The sequence below is a fragment of the Streptomyces sp. NPDC053076 genome (genome assembly GCF_044546845.1).
Lineage (GTDB): Bacteria > Actinomycetota > Actinomycetes > Streptomycetales > Streptomycetaceae > Streptomyces.
The window spans coordinates 156,985-173,529 of record NZ_JBITZL010000005.1 but is presented as its reverse complement, the minus strand read 5'-3'; the positions used below and the strand labels follow the sequence as shown (position 1 = coordinate 173,529).

The following is a 16,545-nucleotide window of genomic DNA, read 5'->3' as shown; positions in this document are numbered from 1 at the left end:
GAACGTGGCCCCCCACACCCCCGACCGCCCCCACCGTCCGCTCCAGGCCGTGCTGTTCGACATGGACGGCACGCTCGTGGACACCGAGCGCCTGTGGTGGGAGGCCGTCGAGCAGGTCGCCGGGCGTCCGCTGACCGAGGCCGACCAGCCGGACGTGCTCGGCCGCCCGGTCGAGCACACCGCCGCCTGGCTCGGCGCGCGCACCGGCCGCCCGGCCGCGGACCTCGCCGCCGGGCTGCACCGCGAGTTCGCCGAGCGCGTCCGCACCGGGACCGTGCCCCGCCCCGGCGCCCTGGACCTGCTGGACGCGCTGGCCGCCGCCGGCATCCCCACCGCCCTGGTCACCGCGTCCCCGCGCGCGGTCGCCGACGTCGTCCTCGACGCACTCGGCGCCGGACGGTTCGCGGCCTCCGTCACCGCCGACGACACCGCCCGCACCAAGCCCGCCCCCGACCCCTACCTCGCCGCCTGCCGCGTCCTCGGCGTCGAGCCGGCCGCGTGTGTGGCCGTCGAGGACACCGAGACCGGGGTGGCCTCCGCCGAGGCCGCCGGGTGCGCCGTACTCGCCGTACCGTCCCTCGCGCCGATCGGTGCGGCTCCCGGCCGGACCGTGCGGGAGAGCCTGGCCGGGGTCACGGCCGAGGAGCTGAGCCGCATGGTGGCGCCCGAACTGACGGTCATGAGCTGGAACCTCTGGCTCGGCGGCAGCCAGGTGGACGACCACCGCTCCAAGCAGCTCAAGGTGATCCTGGACAGCGGCGCCGACGTCGTCGGACTCCAGGAGACCGCCGGCACCGCCACCCAGGAGCTGGCCGAGGCCCTCGGCTGGCACCACCACCGGGCGGGCGAGAACCTGGGCGTGCTCAGCCGCCATCCGATCACCGCCCGGTTCGGCGACCCGGACGTCGGCTTCTACGGCGCCGCGGGCGTGCGGATCGAGGCGGCACCCGGCCGCGAGGTCGACGTGTGGACCGCGCATCTGCACCACACGCCGTACGGCCCCTACGAAGCCGCCTTCGACGGGCTGCCCGCGGCCGGGCTGATCGCCCACGAGGAGGTGCGGCTCGCGCAGCTGCGGGACGCACTGCACCGGCTCGCCGAAGTCTCGGGCGAGGGCGTGCCGGTCGTCCTCGTCGGCGACTTCAACTGCCCCTCGCACCTGGACCGGCCGGACGTCGAGTGGCCGGTGACGAAGGCCGCCGAGGAGGCGGGCCTGCGGGACTCCTACCGCGAGGCCCACCCCGACCCGGTCGCCGCGCCCGGGCACACCTGGTCGCCGGTCCACCCCGTGCACGAGGACGGCAGCGGACGGCCCGAGCCGCAGGACCGGATCGACTACGTGCTGCACCGGGGCCTGACCGTGCGGGACGCGCGGACCCTCGTCACCGGCAGCCCACGGCCTTGGCCGGACGTGGCGGACAACGACTGGCCCTCCGACCACGCGGCGGTGCTCACCACCTTCACCCTGCCTGCGTGACTCGGGGTTACCGCAGGTCACCATTGCGGTACGGGGTGACCGTCCCGTAGGTTGTCCCGCACTCTCTACCGACTGGTAACACCGGCAGGTACCCATGCGCTGGCCCCTCGGCCGTCCCACCACCGTTCGGGCGCGGATCGTGGCGCTCGCGCTCGCCCCGGCGCTCACCCTGATGGCCCTGTGGAGCTTCGCCATGGTGTCCGTCACCGCCGAACTGCGCGCGCTGGTCCGGCTCCAGGGGGTGTACGAGGAGTTCGGCACCCCCGTGGACACCGCGGTCGGGCAGATCCAGATCGAGCGCCGGATGTCCGCCGCCTACCTCGGCGCCCGCCCCGACCCGGCCGCCGCCGGGGGCCTGCTCGGCCAGCAGCGTCGCACCGACCGGGCCGTCGACGCGATGCGGCAGGCGATCCGGGACGGCGACCGGGACCGGCTCACCCACCGGCAGCGGCAGGCCCTGGACACCATGGCCGGCGCGACGGACAAGCTGGAGAGGCTGCGCTCGCTCGTGCTGGCCCGGCACATCTCCTGGGACCGGGCCGTCGACGAGTACAGCGCGCTCGTGGAGCCCGGCTTCGACGTGCAGTCCACGCTGACCGCCCTCCAGGCCGGGCAGCTCGCCCGTGAGGCACAGGTCGTCGTCGAACTGGTCCGGGTGCGCGAGTTCGTCTCCCGCGAGGACGCCCTGGTCGCCGGGGCGCGGGCGGCCGGCACGCTGACCGACCGGCAGTACGACGCCCTCACCGCGACCATCGAGGACCGGCGCGTCTTCGAGCGGACCTATGTGCCCGACCTGCCCGCCGACTCACGCGCCCTGTTCGACGAGTTCCGGCGCGACGAGCTGCACCGCTCGCTGGTGCGGGGTGAGGACGCGCTGCTGCGGGCCGGGGCCGACGGGGCCGGCAGGGCCGTCGCGGCGGACACCTGGCGGTCGACCACCGACCGGGCCGTCAAGCGGTACATGCGGCTGTGCACACGCTCGGCGGAGAACTCGGCGGCCCGTGGGCGGAGCTTCGCCTACCGGGAACTCACCGAGGCGGCCGTCGTGGGCGCCGTCGGACTGGCCGCCGTGGGGCTGTCCCTGTGGTTCGCCGTCCGGGGCGCCCGGCGCATCTCGCGCCGACTGGAGACGTTGCGGGACGCCGCCGACCTGCTGGCGAAGCGCCGGCTGCCCGACGTCATGCGACGGCTGAGCGCGGGCGAGGAGGTGGACGCGGTGACCGAGGCGCCGCCGCTCGCCGCCGACGAGGTCCGTGACGACGAGATCGGACAGGTGGGCCGGTCCTTCAACACCGCGCGGCTGGCCGCCGTGGAGGCCGCCGTCCGGCAGGCGACCCTGCGCCGGGGGCAGTTCGCGGTACTGCTCACCATCGCGCGCCGCAACCAGGCGTTGGTGCACCGGCAGTTGAAGCTCGTCGACACGCTGGAGCGGCGCACCGACGACCCGGACGTGCTGCGCGAGCTGTTCCGCATCGACCACCTGACCACGCGCATGCGGCGGCACGCCGAGAGCCTGATCATCCTCTCCGGGGCCGCGCCCGGCCGCCGTTGGCGCCGGCCCGTGCCGGTGGCGAACGTCATCGCCTCGGCCGTCGGCGAGATCGAGGACTACGCGCGCGTGGTGGTGCCGCCGATGCCCGAGGTGGGGGTGGCGGCGGACGCGGTCGCCGACGTCGTCCACCTGATCGCCGAACTGCTGGAGAACGCCACGGTGTTCTCGCCGCCGCACACCCAGGTCACGCTGCGCACCGGGCGGGTCGGCGGTGGGTTCGTGGTGGAGATCGACGACCGTGGGATCGGCCTCGACGCCGAGGCGCGCGCCGCGGCCCTGCGTACCCTCACCGACCCGGACGCCTTCGACCCCACCCGGCACGACCGGCTCGGCCTGTACGTCGTCGGCCGCCTCGCCGCCCGGCACGGCATCGAGGTCAGCCTCGGGGACTCCCCCTACGGGGGTACGACGGCGGTGGTCCGGCTGCCGGCGGGCGTGCTGGCGCAGCCCGAGCCGGAGCGCACGCCGACAGAGCGGGAGCCGGAGCGGATGCGGACGGAGCCGGGGTCGGAGCGGGCGCGGACGGAGCGGGAGCCGGAGCGGATGCGGACGGAGCCGGAGTCGGAGCGGGCGTGGACAGGCGTAGGCGCACGGGACACCGGGACGCCGCAGGCGCGGGATGCGGCCGGGGCGTCGGGTGCGGTGGTCGAGGTGGCGGGTGCGGCCGGGGTGCGGGGCGAGGTGTCGCTGCGGGCCGATGGGTCGGGCGCAGCGGGGTCGCGGGCCGATGGGTCGGGCGCGGCGGAGTCGCGGGCCGAGGTGTCGGGTGCGGTGGGGGCGGTGGGCGAGGCGGCGGGGTCGCGGGTCGATGCGGCGGGTGCGGTGGGCGAGGTGGCGGGTGCGGCGGAGGTGCGGGGCGAGGTGTCCGGTGCGGCGCGGGGCCTGTCCGTGCGTGGCGTTGTGCCCGTTCCCGCCCTGCCCACCCGTACCCGGCAGGCATCAATCGCCCCGGAGCTGCGGGACGATCCGCCGGAGCCGCCGGAGTGTGGCCCAGGGCGTGAACTCGACGCCGAGGAGATGAGGGCGATCTTCGGTGCCTTCCAGCGCGGCCTGGACCGTGGCCGCAAGGGCTTGCCCGCGCAGGACCGTGGCGGCGAGGGCTTGTCCGCGCTGGACCGTGGTGGCGAGGGCTTGTCCGCGCTGGACCGTGGTGGCGAGGGCTTGTCCGCGCTGGACCGTGGCCGCAAGGGCTTGCCCGCGCAGGACCGTGGCGGCGAGGGCTTGCCCGCGCAGGACCGTGGCGGCGAGGGCTTGTCCGCGCTGGACCGTGGCCGGCAGGCCCTGCCCGCGCCCCGTCACGTTCGTGCCGCGGGCGCCGACGCCGCGACCACCCCCACCGACGAAGGGACGGACACCGACGATGCACCGTGACGAGCAGAACGAGCAGATCCCGTTGCGACCCGCAGCGCCCACCGGACCGCCCGGTACGGATCTCGGCTGGCTGCTGGACGACCTCGTGGCCCGTACCGAGCATGTCCGCCAGGCCGTGCTGCTGACCGCCGACGGTCTGCCGCTGAGCAGCTCGGACGGCATGCGCCGGCGGGACATCGAGCATCTGGCCGCCGTCTGCTCCGGCTTCCACGGCCTCGCCCGGTCGGCGGGGGAACGGTTCGCCGCGGGCGAGGTGCGGCAGACGATGGTGATGCTGGACGACGCGTACCTCTTCATCAGCCCGGCCGGTCACGGCAGCCGGCTCGCCGTGCTCAGTGAGGCCGGCACCGACGTCGGTCAGCTCGCCCACGAGATGGCGCTCCTGGTCCGCCGCCTCGGCACCCACCTGGACGCCGCGGCCCGTAGCACCTCATGATCCCGCGGTGAGCGACGAGCACTGGTACGAGGACGAGACCGGGTCGATGGTGCGCCCCTACACCGTGACCCGGGGCCGTACCCGCCCCGCGGGCCGGCACGCCATCGACCTGATGTCCCGGGTCACCGCCCTGGACCCGAACGAGCCGGTGCGCCCGAACGATCCGGCGGGCCCGCAGGAGGGTGGGGGCCCGGACCGGCAGGAAGCCCCGGATCAACCGGCCAACCGGGACCGGCAGGAAGCCCCGGATCAACCGGCCAACCGGGACCGCCAGGCAGCCCCGGATCGACCGGCGAACTGCGACCGCCAGGCAGCCCCGGATCGACCGGTGAACCGCGACCGCCAGGCAGGCGTGGACCAACCGGCGGGCCCGGACCAACCGGCGGGCCCGGATCGACCGGCGGCCGTGCTGGGAGCGGCGGCCCTCGCCAGGACGGCGGGCCCCGACCTCGACCATGCCCCCGCCGCCCTGCTCGACCTGATCCGCCGTGGCCCCCGCCCCGTGGTCGAGCTGGCCGCGGACGCCGACCTGCCGCTGACCGTCGTACGGGTGCTGCTCGGCGATCTGGCCGACGCCGGACTGATCCGCATCGACGCGCCCCGCCGTACGGCAGTCGCGGGCCCCGCCGCCCCCGAACTGCTCCGGGAGATCGTGACCCGGCTGAAACAGCTGTAGTCCTCAGGTGGCCCTCAGGGGGGCGGTCAGCGGCGCACCAGGTCCGCCAGCAGCGCGGCGGTCGGTTCGTCGGCCGGCAGGAACGCCTCCAGCCGCAGCTCGGCCACGGTGACATCGGTGGCCGTGCTGAAGTGGGTCAGCGTGGTGATGAGCGTCAGCACCCGGTCGTCGTCCGGCCCGGCGGCCCGCAGCCGCAGGGGCACGGCGAAACCGAGGTGGTCCGGTGAGTCGCGCGGCCGTTGCGGTGCCAGCGCGGTGAGGCCGGCGGCCAGGCGCGCCAGGCGTTCGTCCGGGTTGCGTACGCTCTCGGCCCGCACCCGGTCGATGATGTGCCACGCCCACTCGCGCAGGTTCACGATGCGCGGCGCGAGGCCGTCGGGGTGCAGCAGTACCCGGGGGACGCTCACGGGCGGGGCCAGCAGCCACGGGGCGACGCCGGCGGTGAGCGCGTGGAAGCCCGCGTTGGCCGAGACGAGGTCGCCGTGCCGGTCGACGACCACCGCCGGGCAGGGCAGATGGCCGTCCAGGATCTGCTGGAGCGCGGTGCGGATCGGGGCGAGCCGTGGGTCGTCCAGGCTGCTCCGCGGGTACGCCGGGGCGAATCCGGCCGCGAGCAGCAGCTCGTTGCGCTCGCGGATCGGAACCTCCAGGGTCTCGGCGAGCCTGATGATCATGGATCGGCCGGGGGAGGACCGGCCGCTCTCGATGAAACTCACATGCCGCTGGGTGGTTCCCGCACGCGTGGCCAGTTCCAGCTGGCTGACGCGTCGGCGGGTGCGCCAGTCGCGCAGCGCGGTTCCGAGCCCTCGGACGGGCGATTCGCTGATCACTGCTCCTGTGTAACCCGCGGGACCGCCGTCCGGCCATTCCCTGGGGGGAATTGCCGCGCGACGGACGGCACAGCAGGGTCATGGCCGTGGATTCCGACCAGGAACGAAACGGAGAAGAGCGATCATGACCGTTGCTGTCGACCTCCAGGACCTCACCGACCGGTACGTCGCCGTGTGGAACGAAGGCGACGAGGAGCGCCGCCGCGCCGCGGTCCGGGAGCTGTGGTCCGCCGACGCGGTCCACGCGCTGCAGCCCCCCGAGGAACTGCGGCGAACCGCCCGGGGACTGGGCTTCGGCCGGCTCGTCCTGGAGGCCCGCGGACACGACGCACTGGACGTCCGGGTGACGCGCGCCCACGAGGAGTTCGTCGCGCCCGGCGACTACGTCTTCAGGTCGTGCGGCGACGCCGACCGGCTGCACGACGTCGTCAAGTTCCACTGGGAGATGACGTCCCGGGACGGCGGCGAGGTCGCCGCCGTGGGCCTGGAGATCCTCCTCCTCGGCCCTGACGGACGGATCACCGGCGACTACCAGTTCATCGAGGGGTGAGCGCGATGCCGACCACCCTCCCCACCACGGTGCGCAGCTATCACCTCGGCGCCGGCGACGGGATCGCGAGACTGTCGCTGCGCACCCGCGCACCGCGCCGCCCGGGCCCCGGCGAGGTGGCGGTCGCGGTCCGCGCCGCCTCCCTGAGCTACCGGGAACTGCTCGTCCTGCGCCGTCAGTACGTCCTGCCGGTCGCACCGGACGTCATCCCGGTCTCCGACGGCGCCGGTGAGGTCGTCGCCGTCGGACCGGACGTGCACCGGGTCCGCCCGGGCGACCGTGTCAGCGCCGCCCTGTTCCCGCAGTGGCTGGACGGCCCGCTGGAACCGGACCGGCTGGCGCAGCTCGGCGGCTCGCTCGACGGCATGCTGACCGAGCTGGCCATCCTGCCCGCCGACGCCCTCGTGCCGGTCCCCGAGCACCTCTCCTATGCCGAGGCGGCGACCCTGCCCTGCGCCGCCGTCACCGCGTGGAACGCACTGACCGGCGACGGCCGCGGAGTCCGGCCGGGCCAGACCGTGCTGGCCACCGGCTCGGGCGGGGTGTCGCTGTTCGCGGTGCAGTTCGCGAAGCTGCTGGGCGCGCGCGTGATCGCCACGACCGGCGACCGGGCCAAGGAGCGCCGGCTGCGGGAGGCGGGCGCCGACGAGGTCGTCGACTACCGGGCCGTGCCCGACTGGCACACCGCCGCCCGCGAGCTGACCGGCGGGCTCGGGGTCGACCGGGTCGTGGACACCGCCGGAACGCTGGAGCAGTCGCTGCGGGCGGTCGCCGTCGACGGGCACGTCGCGCTCGTCGGGTCCGTCTCCGGAGACTGGGCGCCCGTCGACCCCCGGCTGCTGTTCGGTGCCGCGGCGACCCTGCGGGCGGTGGCCGTGGGCAGCCGGGCCCAGTTCAGCGCCATGAACGACGTGATCGCCACGCACCGGCTGCGTCCGGTCATCGACCGTGTGTTCCCGTTCGAGGAGGCCCCTGCCGCCTATCGGTACTACGAGACGGCCCGTCCCTTCGGGAAGGTGGTCATCGAGTTCCCCCGGGCGCCGCTCCCCGCACCGGCCGGCGACGGGCAGCGCTTCGGCCGCCCCGGCCATTCAGCGCAGCGGCGGCTTCGGCAGGGATCTTCGTACGGCGCTTCATGACGGTCCTTCGCGCAGGTGGAGGGCGTGCACCGAACGAATCGGCACGCTCCCGGGGCGGGCGCTCCGGCGCACCGCGCCCGGGACGGCGCCCGCACCTCGCCCGGGGGCGCGCAACGAATCTCCGCCCGCATCCCTTTCCACGCAATGAACCGCGCACCCGCGCGCAACGGCTCCTTCTTGTCCGGCCGAGCGCGCCGACCGTACGGTCTAATCGGCCCCCCAAACCCCCGTACCGGTGAGGATCCCGCATGCGCACCGCCCTGCTCCAGAGCTCCGGCCGCCCCGGCTCCGTCGTCGAGAACCTCAAGGTCCTCGACGAGGCCGCGGGCCGGGCCGCCGGCGCGGGCGCGGATCTGCTGGCCGCGCCGGAGATGTTCCTCACCGGGTACGCGATCGGCGACGACATCGCGCGCCTCGCCGAGCCCGCCGACGGCGACTCCGCCGACGCGATCGCCGCGATCGCCACCCGGCACGGCCTGGCCATCGCCTACGGCTACCCGGAGCGCGTCGGCGAGACCGTCCACAACTCCGCCCAGCTGATCTCCGCCGACGGCACCCGGCTCGCGAACTACCGCAAGACCCACCTCTTCGGCTGCGCCGAGCGGGAGCACTTCACCCCCGGCGAGCAGTCGCTCGTCCAGGCCCGGCTGGGCGGCCTGACCGTCGGCATCATGATCTGCTACGACGTCGAGTTCCCGGAGAACGCCCGCGCCCACGCACTGGCCGGCACCGACCTGCTCGTCGTGCCGACGGCGAACATGCACCCGTTCCAGTTCGTCGCCGAGTCCGTGGTGCCGGTGCGTGCCTGGGAGAACCAGATGTACGTCGCGTACGTCAACCGGGTCGGCACGGAGGGCGAGTTCGAGTTCTTCGGGCTCTCCGCCCTGGCCGGCCCCGACGGGATCGCCCGCACCCGCGCAGGCCGCGGCGGGGAGCTGGTCGTCGCCGATGTCGACCCCGCCTTCCTGGCCGCCTCCCGCGAGGCCAACCCGTACCTGAAGGACCGCCGCCCCGGCCTGTACGGGTCCCTCGTCTGATCCCCCCGAGCTTTCCCCGATCCACCCCCGCGCAAGGAGTCCGTACCCCATGACGTCCACGGTGCCCAACGCCGTCGAGCACACCGACGAGCAGCAGCCGCCGATCACCATGTTCGGCCCGGACTTCCCCTACGCCTACGACGACTTCCTCGCCCACCCGGCGGGCCTCGGCCAGGTCCCGGCGACCGAGCACGGCACCGAGGTCGCGATCATCGGCGGCGGTCTGTCCGGCATCGTGGCCGCGTACGAGCTGATGAAGATGGGCCTCAAGCCCGTCGTCTACGAGGCCGACGAGATCGGTGGCCGGCTCCGCACGGTCGGCTTCGAGGGCTGCGACGAGTCGCTGACCGCCGAGATGGGAGCGATGCGCTTCCCGCCGTCCTCCACCGCCCTCCAGCACTACATCGACATGGTGGGCCTGGAGACCAGGCCGTTCCCGAACCCCCTGGCCGAGGCGACCCCGTCGACCGTCGTGGACCTCAAGGGCGAGTCGCACTACGCCGAGACCATCGACGACCTGCCCCAGGTGTACCGGGACGTCGCCGAGGCATGGGGCCGGTGCCTCGAGGAGGGCGCCGACTTCTCCGACATGAACCGCGCCCTGCGCGAGCGGGACGTCCCGCGGATCCGCGAGATCTGGGCGAAGCTGGTCGAGAAGCTCGACAACCAGACCTTCTACGGCTTCCTCTGCGACTCCGAGGCGTTCAAGTCCTTCCGGCACCGGGAGATCTTCGGTCAGGTCGGCTTCGGCACCGGCGGCTGGGACACCGACTTCCCGAACTCCATCCTGGAGATCCTGCGCGTCGTCTACACCGAGGCCGACGACCACCACCGCGGCATCGTCGGCGGCTCCCAGCAGCTGCCGCTGCGCCTGTGGGAGCGCGAGCCGGAGAAGATCGTCCACTGGCCGTACGGCACCTCGCTGAAGTCGCTGCACATGGACGGCGAGCCGCGCCCGGCCGTGACCCGGCTGCACCGCACCGCGGGCAACCAGATCACCGTGACCGACGCGAACGGTGACATCCGCACCTACCAGGCGGCCATCTTCACCGCCCAGTCCTGGATGCTGCTGTCCAAGATCGCCTGCGACGACTCGCTGTTCCCGATCGACCACTGGACCGCGATCGAGCGCACCCACTACATGGAGTCGAGCAAGCTCTTCGTCCCCGTGGACCGGCCGTTCTGGCTGGACAAGGACGAGGAGACCGGCCGGGACGTCATGTCGATGACGCTCACCGACCGCATGACCCGTGGCACCTACCTGCTGGACGACGGCCCGGACAAGCCCGCCGTCATCTGCCTCTCCTACACCTGGTGCGACGACAGCCTGAAGTGGCTGCCGCTGTCCGCGAACGAGCGGATGGAGGTCATGCTGAAGTCGCTCGGCGAGATCTACCCGAAGGTCGACATCCGCAAGCACATCATCGGCAACCCGGTGACGGTCTCCTGGGAGAACGAGCCCTACTTCATGGGCGCGTTCAAGGCCAACCTGCCCGGCCACTACCGCTACCAGCGGCGCCTGTTCACGCACTTCATGCAGGACCGGCTGCCCGAGGACAAGCGGGGCATCTTCCTCGCCGGCGACGACATCTCGTGGACGGCCGGCTGGGCCGAGGGCGCGATCCAGACCGCGCTGAACGCGGTCTGGGGCGTCATGCACCACTTCGGCGGCGAGACGGACGCGGCGAACCCGGGCCCGGGTGACGTCTACGACGAGATCGCGCCGGTGGAGCTTCCCGAGGACTGACCCGGGAACGGACCAGGGCGCGGGCGGCCGGCCTCCGACTCCGGCCGCCCGCGCCTTTTCCAACCCCCCGGCGGCGACGCCTCACCGCTCGGGGCGGCATCCGCCCGGATCGGTCGGCGAGGGGTGTCGGCGGCATGGCGGCCGGATCGGTCGGCGAGGGGTGTCGGCGGCATGGCGGCCCGATCAGTCGGCGAGGGGTGTCAGCAGCATCCGGCCCGCGAACCCCACGGCCGCGTCCAGCCGTTCGGTGAACTCCTCGGCGACGTCGGCGCAGTGCCGCAGCGCCCACAGGGCACGGGCCGCCGTCCAGGTCGCCTCCCGGGCCCGCTCCAGGCTCCAGGAGCCGAGCAGGTGGGTGAGCGGGTCGGCGATCTGGAACAGGTCCGGGCCCGGCATCAGTTCCTCGCGGATGCGCTCCTCCAACGATCCGAGCAGCTCGCCCACCCGGTCGAACTCGTCCTCCAGATCCGCCGGCCGGCAGCCGAGCGCACGGCACGTGTCGACCACGGCGAGGGCCAGGTCGTGCCCGATGTGGGCGTTGATGCCGGCCAGCGCGAACTGCAGCGGCCGGACCCCGGGATGGCGGCGGAGCTGGAACAGGGGCCGCCAGCAGGCGGGCGGGCGGTGGCCCGCGGCAGCCGCGTCGACCGCCGCCAGATAGCGCTCGGCGAACCGCACGTCCAGCGCGCTCGCCGCGCGCGGGTCCGGGAACTCCCCGGCGGTCAGCCGCCGGTCGACCTCCTCGGTGACGGCGAGGTAGACGCGGTTGAACACGGCGACGCCGTCCCGGGCGGGCAGGACCGCGTCGAGAGCGCGCATCCGCGCGACGACGGCGTCGACGGCGTCGACGGAGGTGGTGAGGTGTGCCGGCTGCGCCATGGGGGAAGCGTCCCAGCCCGAGGCCGGCCGGCGCGCCGACCGGCCCGGTACTTCGCCGGAACGGGGGAACGCCGGGGCCGGCGAGCGTGCGACCGTGCGCCTACGACGTCCCGCTGTGCATACGATCGTGCGCCTATGACGTGGCGCCGAGCGTGCGGCCGTGTGGCCCTACGACTCGGCGCGCGGCCCCTGTGTGCCCGCCTTCGGGTCGGCTGAGCGTGCGGTCGTGTGCCTGCCACGTGGCGCCGAGCGTGCGGCCGTGTGGCCCTACGACTCGGCGCGCGGCCCCTGTGTGCCCGCTTTCGGGTCGTAGGAGGGCGTGCCCTCGTCCAGCAGCGGCTGCTGCTCCTTCAGGTGGGCCGGGGCGAAGGCGCGCAGCGCGTGGTAGCCGGTGATGACGACCAGGGTGCCGAGGGCGATGCCGCTGAGCGAGAAGTTCTCGGTGAACTTCATGCTCACGTTGCCGACCCCGATGATGATGCCCGCGGCGGCCGGCACCAGGTTCAGCGGGTTGCGCAGGTCCACCTTGGCGTTGAGCCAGATCTGGGCGCCGAGCAGGCCGATCATGCCGTACAGGATGACGGTGATGCCGCCGAGGACCCCGCCCGGGATCGCGGCCACGATCACCCCGAACTTCGGGCACACGCCGAAGAGCAGTGCGAAGCCGGCGGCGGCCCAGTAGGCGGCGGTGGAGTAGACGCGGGTCGCGGCCATCACGCCGATGTTCTCCGAGTAGGTCGTGTTCGGCGGGCCGCCGACGGCCGTCGACAGCACGGAGGCGACGCCGTCCGCCGAGATCGCCGTACCGAGCTGGTCGTCCAGCGGGTCGCCGGTCATCTCGCCGACCGCCTTGACGTGACCCGCGTTCTCCGCGACCAGGGCGATCACCACCGGCAGCGCGACCAGGATCGCCGACCACTGGAACGAGGGCCCGTGGAAGGACGGCAGTCCGATCCAGTCGGCCCTGGAGACGCCGGAGAGGTCCAGCCGCCAGTGGTCGGCGACCTTGCCGCTCGGGCTCATGGAGTGGATCTTCCCGAAGATCCGGTCGAACGCCCAGGAGATGCCGTAGCCGAAGACCAGGCCGAGGAAGATCGCGATGCGTGACCAGAAACCGCGCAGGCAGACGACCGCCAGACCGGTGAAGAGCATCACCAGCAGGGCGGTCCACTGGTCCTGGGGCCAGTAGGTGGAGGCGGTCACCGGGGCCAGGTTGAACCCGATCAGCATGACGACCGCGCCGGTCACGATCGGCGGCATGGCGGCATGGATGATCCGCGCGCCGAAGCGCTGCACGGCCAGGCCCACCAGGAACAGCACGGCACCGACGACGAGGACCGCGCCGGTCACGGTCGCGCTCGTACCGCCCTGGGCGCGGATGACCGCGGCCACACCCACGAACGACAGGGAGCAGCCGAGGTAGCTCGGCACCCGGCCGCGGGTGGCCAGCAGGAAGATCACGGTCGCGACACCGGACATCATGATCGCGAGATTGGGGTCCAGGCCCATCAACACCGGGGCGACGAAGGAGGCGCCGAACATCGCGACCACGTGCTGGGCACCCAGGCCCACGGTACGGGGCCAGGAGAGCCGTTCGTCGGGGCGTACCACCGCTCCGGGTGCGGGCGTGCGCCCGTCACCGTGCAGTTTCCAGCGCACGCCGAGGTCCATGGTGGGTTTCGCTTTCTTACGTACGTGAAGAGGGTCCGGACCATTGTCAGGGGTATCCGGGGGCTCTACGCTCGCACGGTCGTGCACATGAACAGCATTCATGTATCTGATCGAGGACAGATCGGAGCGCTTGATGAGTGGAAGATCCCGTGCGGCCGTACTGCTGGCCGCGGTGGTGACGTTCGGAGCCGCCCTCGTCCCGGCCGCGCACGCCGCGCCCGAGTCGGCCGCGCACGCCGCGTCCAGGCCGCCGGCACACGCCGCGCCCAAGCCGCCGCGGACCGCCGTCCTGGACGGCCCCCGGCTGGAGCGGACCCGGGCCCGGGTGGCCCACGACCCCGCGCTCCGGCGCGCGCTCGCGGCCCTGACCACCCGCGCGGACGCCTGGCTGGACCAGGGACCCTGGACGGTCGTCGACAAGCCGAAGCCCGCCCCCGGCGGCGACGTCCACGACTATCTGAGCCAGGCCCCCTACTGGTGGCCGACGACCACCCCCACCGCAGGCAACCCCTGGGGCTGCCCCTACGTCCAGCGCGACGGACAGCGCAACCCGGAGGTCGACAGCGGCACGGACCGCCAGGACGCGGAGAAGGTCTTCGACTCGACGTACGACCTCTCGCTCGCCTGGTACTACACCGGCAGGCACGGCTACGCCGAGAAGGCGGGGCAGATCCTGCGCACCTGGTTCCTGGACCCGGCCACCCGGATGAACCCGAACCTGGACCACGCCCAGTTCATCCCGTGCAAGTACGACGGCCGGGCCCTCGGCATCATCGACTTCTCCCAGTCGTACACCAGCGTGCTGGACGCGCAGGCCGTCCTCGCCGCCGGCGCGCCCGGCTGGACGGCCGGGGACCGGACCGCCATGGCGCAGTGGAACAAGGACTTCCTCGGCTGGCTGAAGAACAGCGGCTTCGGCAAGGAGGAGGGTGCCGCCGCCAACAACCACGGCACCTTCTACGACATGCAACTCGCCGCCCTCGCCTACGCCACCGGCGACACCGCCCTCGCCCGGCGGACCGTGCTGGACGCGGGCGCCAGGCGGATCGACCCGCAGATCGCGGCCGACGGCAGCCAGCCCCAGGAACTGGCCCGCACCCGCAGCTGGCACTACTCGGCCTTCGACCTGGTCGCCTACACCCGGCTCGCGGCCATCGGCCGGCACGTGGGCGTGAACCTCTGGGACCATCGCGGGCCGGACGGGCAGAGCCTGGTCAAGGCGGTCGACTATCTGCTGCCGGCCGCGACCGGTGCGTCCGCCTGGCCCCACCCGGAGCTGGAGTTCTACCGGTATGCGGCGACCGACGTGGTGCACGCGGCGGCCGACGCCGGTGATCCGGCGGCCGAGGCGGCCGTGCCCAGGCTCCAGGCGCCGCCCGGGGGAGACCTCTGGGCGCTGCGCCCCGCCGCCGAGCAGCTGGACTCGATAGCGGGCTGACCCCCGCCGGCCTGGAGGCTTCCCGGCCAGGCTCCTGAGCGGTCGCTTAGTATGGTGGGGTACGGGGGTGCCGCCACCCCGCCAGCGCTGCTCAGGAGCCCTTCCCGTGACCGCCGAAGCCCCGATCGCCCCCGCCGTCTCCCACGGCCGGCTGATCCCCGTCACCGTCCACTTCGACGACCTCGACGCGCTCGGGCTGCTGCACAACGCCCGCTACCCGCTGATGGTCGAGCGCGCCTGGACCGAGCTGTGGAACGAGTACGGCGTCCGGTTCGACGGCGACTGGGTGGCGGCCGGCGACGCCTGCAACGCGGTCCGCGAACTGCGCATCAGCTACGAGGCTCCGGTGACCCGCCCCGGCACCTACGCCGTCCACCTCTGGCTGGAACGGCTCGGCACCACCGGCCTCACCTACGGCTTCCGGTTCTGCTCGGCCGACGGGACCGAGACCTACGCCCAGGGCGCCCGGGTGCTGGTCCGGCTGGACGCGACGACCATGCGCCCCGCGCCCTGGAGCGAGACCTTCAGGGCCGCGGGCCGGGCACTGCTGCGGCCCGCGGACTGACCTCCGCGCGGCCCCCGCGCTCGGCGGTGCGCAGCACGCCCGCGAACACCGCGAGCCCGCACGCCAGCACCGTCACCACGCAGAACGACACCATCAGGCTGGTCGCCTGCGCCACTCCGCCGATCAGGCTCGGCGCGATCAGCCCCGAGGTGTAGGTGATGGTCGCCACGCCCGCGATGGCCTGGCTGGGGTGGGGACCGGCGTGCCCCGCCGCCGCGAAGCAGAGCGGTACGACCACCGCGATGCCGAGCCCCATCAGCGAGAACCCGGCCATCGCCACCGCCGGATGCCCGGCGAGCACGATCAGCAGGCCGCCCAGCACGGCCAGGACACCGCCGGCCCGCACGGTGCGGACCGCGCCGAAGCGATTCACCACCGCGTCCCCGGCGATCCGGGCCGCCGCCATGGTCAGCATGAACCCGGTGGTGGAGGCCGCCGCCAGCCCGGCCGAGCTGCCCAGCCGGTCCCGCAGGAACACCGCCGACCAGTCCAGGCTCGCACCCTCGGCGAACACCGCGCAGAAGCCGACCGCGCCGATCAGCAGCGCGGAGCGGGGTGGCAGCGTGAACCGCGGGGGCGGCTCCTCGCCCTCGGCGGGCTGAAGGTCCAGCACCCAGCCGCAGGCCGCGAACCCGAGCAGGGTGAGGACGGCCGACGCGAGGGCGAAGTGCAGGCGCGCGTCCGCGCCGAGATGGGCGGCCAGGGTGCCGGCCGCCGAGCCGATCAGGGCGCCCGCGCTCCACATGCCGTGCAGCCCCGACATGATCGACTTGCCGAGCAGCCGCTCGATCTCCACGCCGAGCGCATTCATCGCGACGTCGGCCATGCCGGCGGTCGCGCCATAGGTGAACATCGCCAGGCACAGGGTGACGAGATTCGGCGCGACGGACGGCAGCACCAGGGACAGCGTCCACAGTGCCAGCAGTCCGCGCAGGGCCGTACGGCTGCCGAAGCGATGGCTGATCCGGCCCGCCAGCGGCATCGCGCACGAGGCGCCGAACGCCGTGAAGGCCAGGGCGAATCCCAACTGACCCGTGCCGAGCGAGGTGTGCTCCTGGACCCACGGCACGCGCGTCGCGAACGAACCGGTCACGGCGCCGTGCACGGCGAACACGGCCGCCACGGCGTACCGGGCGCGCCTCACCTCGTCGCGCGCATGGCTCACGTCACTCATGTC

The 16,545-nt window shown here is 73.6% G+C and carries 14 protein-coding genes; 10 read left to right on the top strand and 4 right to left on the bottom strand.

Annotation, left to right across the window (positions count from 1 at the left end):
- The first annotated feature begins 4 nt into the window (after positions 1-4).
- The 4 genes from ACIGYR_RS22080 to ACIGYR_RS22065 all read left to right on the top strand — a co-directional run bounded on the left by ACIGYR_RS22080 (position 5) and on the right by ACIGYR_RS22065 (position 5,512).
- On the top strand, positions 5-1,477 hold the full coding sequence (locus tag ACIGYR_RS22080; RefSeq protein ID WP_399600701.1) for an HAD-IA family hydrolase: 1,473 nt from the start codon (positions 5-7) through the stop codon (positions 1,475-1,477).
- 94 nt (positions 1,478-1,571) lie between these two features.
- Positions 1,572-4,400, top strand: coding sequence for a nitrate- and nitrite sensing domain-containing protein (locus ACIGYR_RS22075; RefSeq protein ID WP_399600698.1), 2,829 nt, complete (start codon positions 1,572-1,574; stop codon positions 4,398-4,400).
- A complete protein-coding gene (locus ACIGYR_RS22070) occupies positions 4,390-4,836 on the top strand; it encodes a roadblock/LC7 domain-containing protein (RefSeq protein WP_399600695.1) in 447 nt (148 codons plus the stop codon). Before ACIGYR_RS22075 ends, ACIGYR_RS22070 begins: the two co-directional genes overlap by 11 nt.
- Positions 4,837-4,843: 7 nt before the next feature.
- Positions 4,844-5,512 carry a DUF742 domain-containing protein gene (locus ACIGYR_RS22065; protein WP_399600692.1) on the top strand — a complete coding sequence of 223 codons (669 nt, stop codon included), beginning with the start codon at positions 4,844-4,846 and terminating at the stop codon, positions 5,510-5,512.
- Positions 5,513-5,538: 26 nt separating this feature from the next.
- Here ACIGYR_RS22065 and ACIGYR_RS22060 read toward each other — a convergent pair whose 3' ends face one another.
- Positions 5,539-6,342, bottom strand: coding sequence for a helix-turn-helix domain-containing protein (locus ACIGYR_RS22060; protein ID WP_399600689.1), 804 nt, complete (start codon positions 6,340-6,342; stop codon positions 5,539-5,541).
- Between the two features lie 124 nt (positions 6,343-6,466).
- Between ACIGYR_RS22060 and ACIGYR_RS22055 the strand changes: the two genes are divergently transcribed.
- The 4 genes from ACIGYR_RS22055 to ACIGYR_RS22040 all read left to right on the top strand — a co-directional run bounded on the left by ACIGYR_RS22055 (position 6,467) and on the right by ACIGYR_RS22040 (position 10,815).
- A complete protein-coding gene (locus ACIGYR_RS22055; protein ID WP_391844762.1) occupies positions 6,467-6,892 on the top strand; it encodes a hypothetical protein in 426 nt (141 codons plus the stop codon).
- 5 nt (positions 6,893-6,897) lie between these two features.
- A complete protein-coding gene (locus tag ACIGYR_RS22050) occupies positions 6,898-8,031 on the top strand; it encodes an NAD(P)-dependent alcohol dehydrogenase (RefSeq protein ID WP_399600686.1) in 1,134 nt (377 codons plus the stop codon).
- A gap of 248 nt (positions 8,032-8,279) precedes the next feature.
- Positions 8,280-9,068, top strand: coding sequence for a carbon-nitrogen hydrolase family protein (locus ACIGYR_RS22045; protein WP_399600684.1), 789 nt, complete (start codon positions 8,280-8,282; stop codon positions 9,066-9,068).
- A gap of 49 nt (positions 9,069-9,117) precedes the next feature.
- Positions 9,118-10,815, top strand: coding sequence for a flavin monoamine oxidase family protein (locus ACIGYR_RS22040; protein WP_391844767.1), 1,698 nt, complete (start codon positions 9,118-9,120; stop codon positions 10,813-10,815).
- Between the two features lie 183 nt (positions 10,816-10,998).
- On the opposite strand, the gene ACIGYR_RS22035 is transcribed toward ACIGYR_RS22040, so the two are convergent.
- Together ACIGYR_RS22035 and ACIGYR_RS22030 are read right to left on the bottom strand one after the other, a co-directional pair.
- Positions 10,999-11,694: a DUF5995 family protein gene (locus ACIGYR_RS22035; RefSeq protein ID WP_399600681.1), complete on the bottom strand. Its 696-nt coding sequence runs from the start codon at positions 11,692-11,694 to the stop codon at positions 10,999-11,001.
- Positions 11,695-11,961: 267 nt separating this feature from the next.
- Positions 11,962-13,365, bottom strand: coding sequence for a uracil-xanthine permease family protein (locus ACIGYR_RS22030; RefSeq protein ID WP_399600678.1), 1,404 nt, complete (start codon positions 13,363-13,365; stop codon positions 11,962-11,964).
- 133 nt (positions 13,366-13,498) lie between these two features.
- Here ACIGYR_RS22030 and ACIGYR_RS22025 point away from each other — a divergent pair, with 133 nt between their 5' ends.
- A complete protein-coding gene (locus tag ACIGYR_RS22025; RefSeq protein WP_399600675.1) occupies positions 13,499-14,803 on the top strand; it encodes an alginate lyase family protein in 1,305 nt (434 codons plus the stop codon).
- A 106-nt stretch (positions 14,804-14,909) separates the two neighbouring features.
- Entirely contained in the window at positions 14,910-15,368 is a 459-nt protein-coding gene (locus ACIGYR_RS22020) for an acyl-CoA thioesterase (RefSeq protein ID WP_399600672.1), read from the top strand.
- Here ACIGYR_RS22020 and ACIGYR_RS22015 read toward each other — a convergent pair.
- On the bottom strand, positions 15,328-16,542 hold the full coding sequence (locus ACIGYR_RS22015) for an MFS transporter (protein ID WP_399600669.1): 1,215 nt from the start codon (positions 16,540-16,542) through the stop codon (positions 15,328-15,330). The genes ACIGYR_RS22020 and ACIGYR_RS22015 overlap by 41 nt on opposite strands.
- Positions 16,543-16,545 lie beyond the last annotated feature (3 nt).

What these genes read in the sequence shown, in the direction of transcription:
- ACIGYR_RS22075 (WP_399600698.1), top strand. Translation starts at nt 1,572, where the DNA reads ATGCGCTGGCCCCTCGGCCGTCCCACCACCGTTCGGGCGCGGATCGTG.
- ACIGYR_RS22070 (WP_399600695.1), top strand. Translation starts at nt 4,390, where the DNA reads ATGCACCGTGACGAGCAGAACGAGCAGATCCCGTTGCGACCCGCAGCG.
- ACIGYR_RS22055 (WP_391844762.1), top strand. Translation starts at nt 6,467, where the DNA reads ATGACCGTTGCTGTCGACCTCCAGGACCTCACCGACCGGTACGTCGCC.
- ACIGYR_RS22050 (WP_399600686.1), top strand. Translation starts at nt 6,898, where the DNA reads ATGCCGACCACCCTCCCCACCACGGTGCGCAGCTATCACCTCGGCGCC.
- ACIGYR_RS22045 (WP_399600684.1), top strand. Translation starts at nt 8,280, where the DNA reads ATGCGCACCGCCCTGCTCCAGAGCTCCGGCCGCCCCGGCTCCGTCGTC.
- ACIGYR_RS22040 (WP_391844767.1), top strand. Translation starts at nt 9,118, where the DNA reads ATGACGTCCACGGTGCCCAACGCCGTCGAGCACACCGACGAGCAGCAG.
- ACIGYR_RS22035 (WP_399600681.1), bottom strand. Translation starts at nt 11,694, where the DNA reads ATGGCGCAGCCGGCACACCTCACCACCTCCGTCGACGCCGTCGACGCC.
- ACIGYR_RS22030 (WP_399600678.1), bottom strand. Translation starts at nt 13,365, where the DNA reads ATGGACCTCGGCGTGCGCTGGAAACTGCACGGTGACGGGCGCACGCCC.
- ACIGYR_RS22025 (WP_399600675.1), top strand. Translation starts at nt 13,499, where the DNA reads ATGAGTGGAAGATCCCGTGCGGCCGTACTGCTGGCCGCGGTGGTGACG.
- ACIGYR_RS22015 (WP_399600669.1), bottom strand. Translation starts at nt 16,542, where the DNA reads ATGAGTGACGTGAGCCATGCGCGCGACGAGGTGAGGCGCGCCCGGTAC.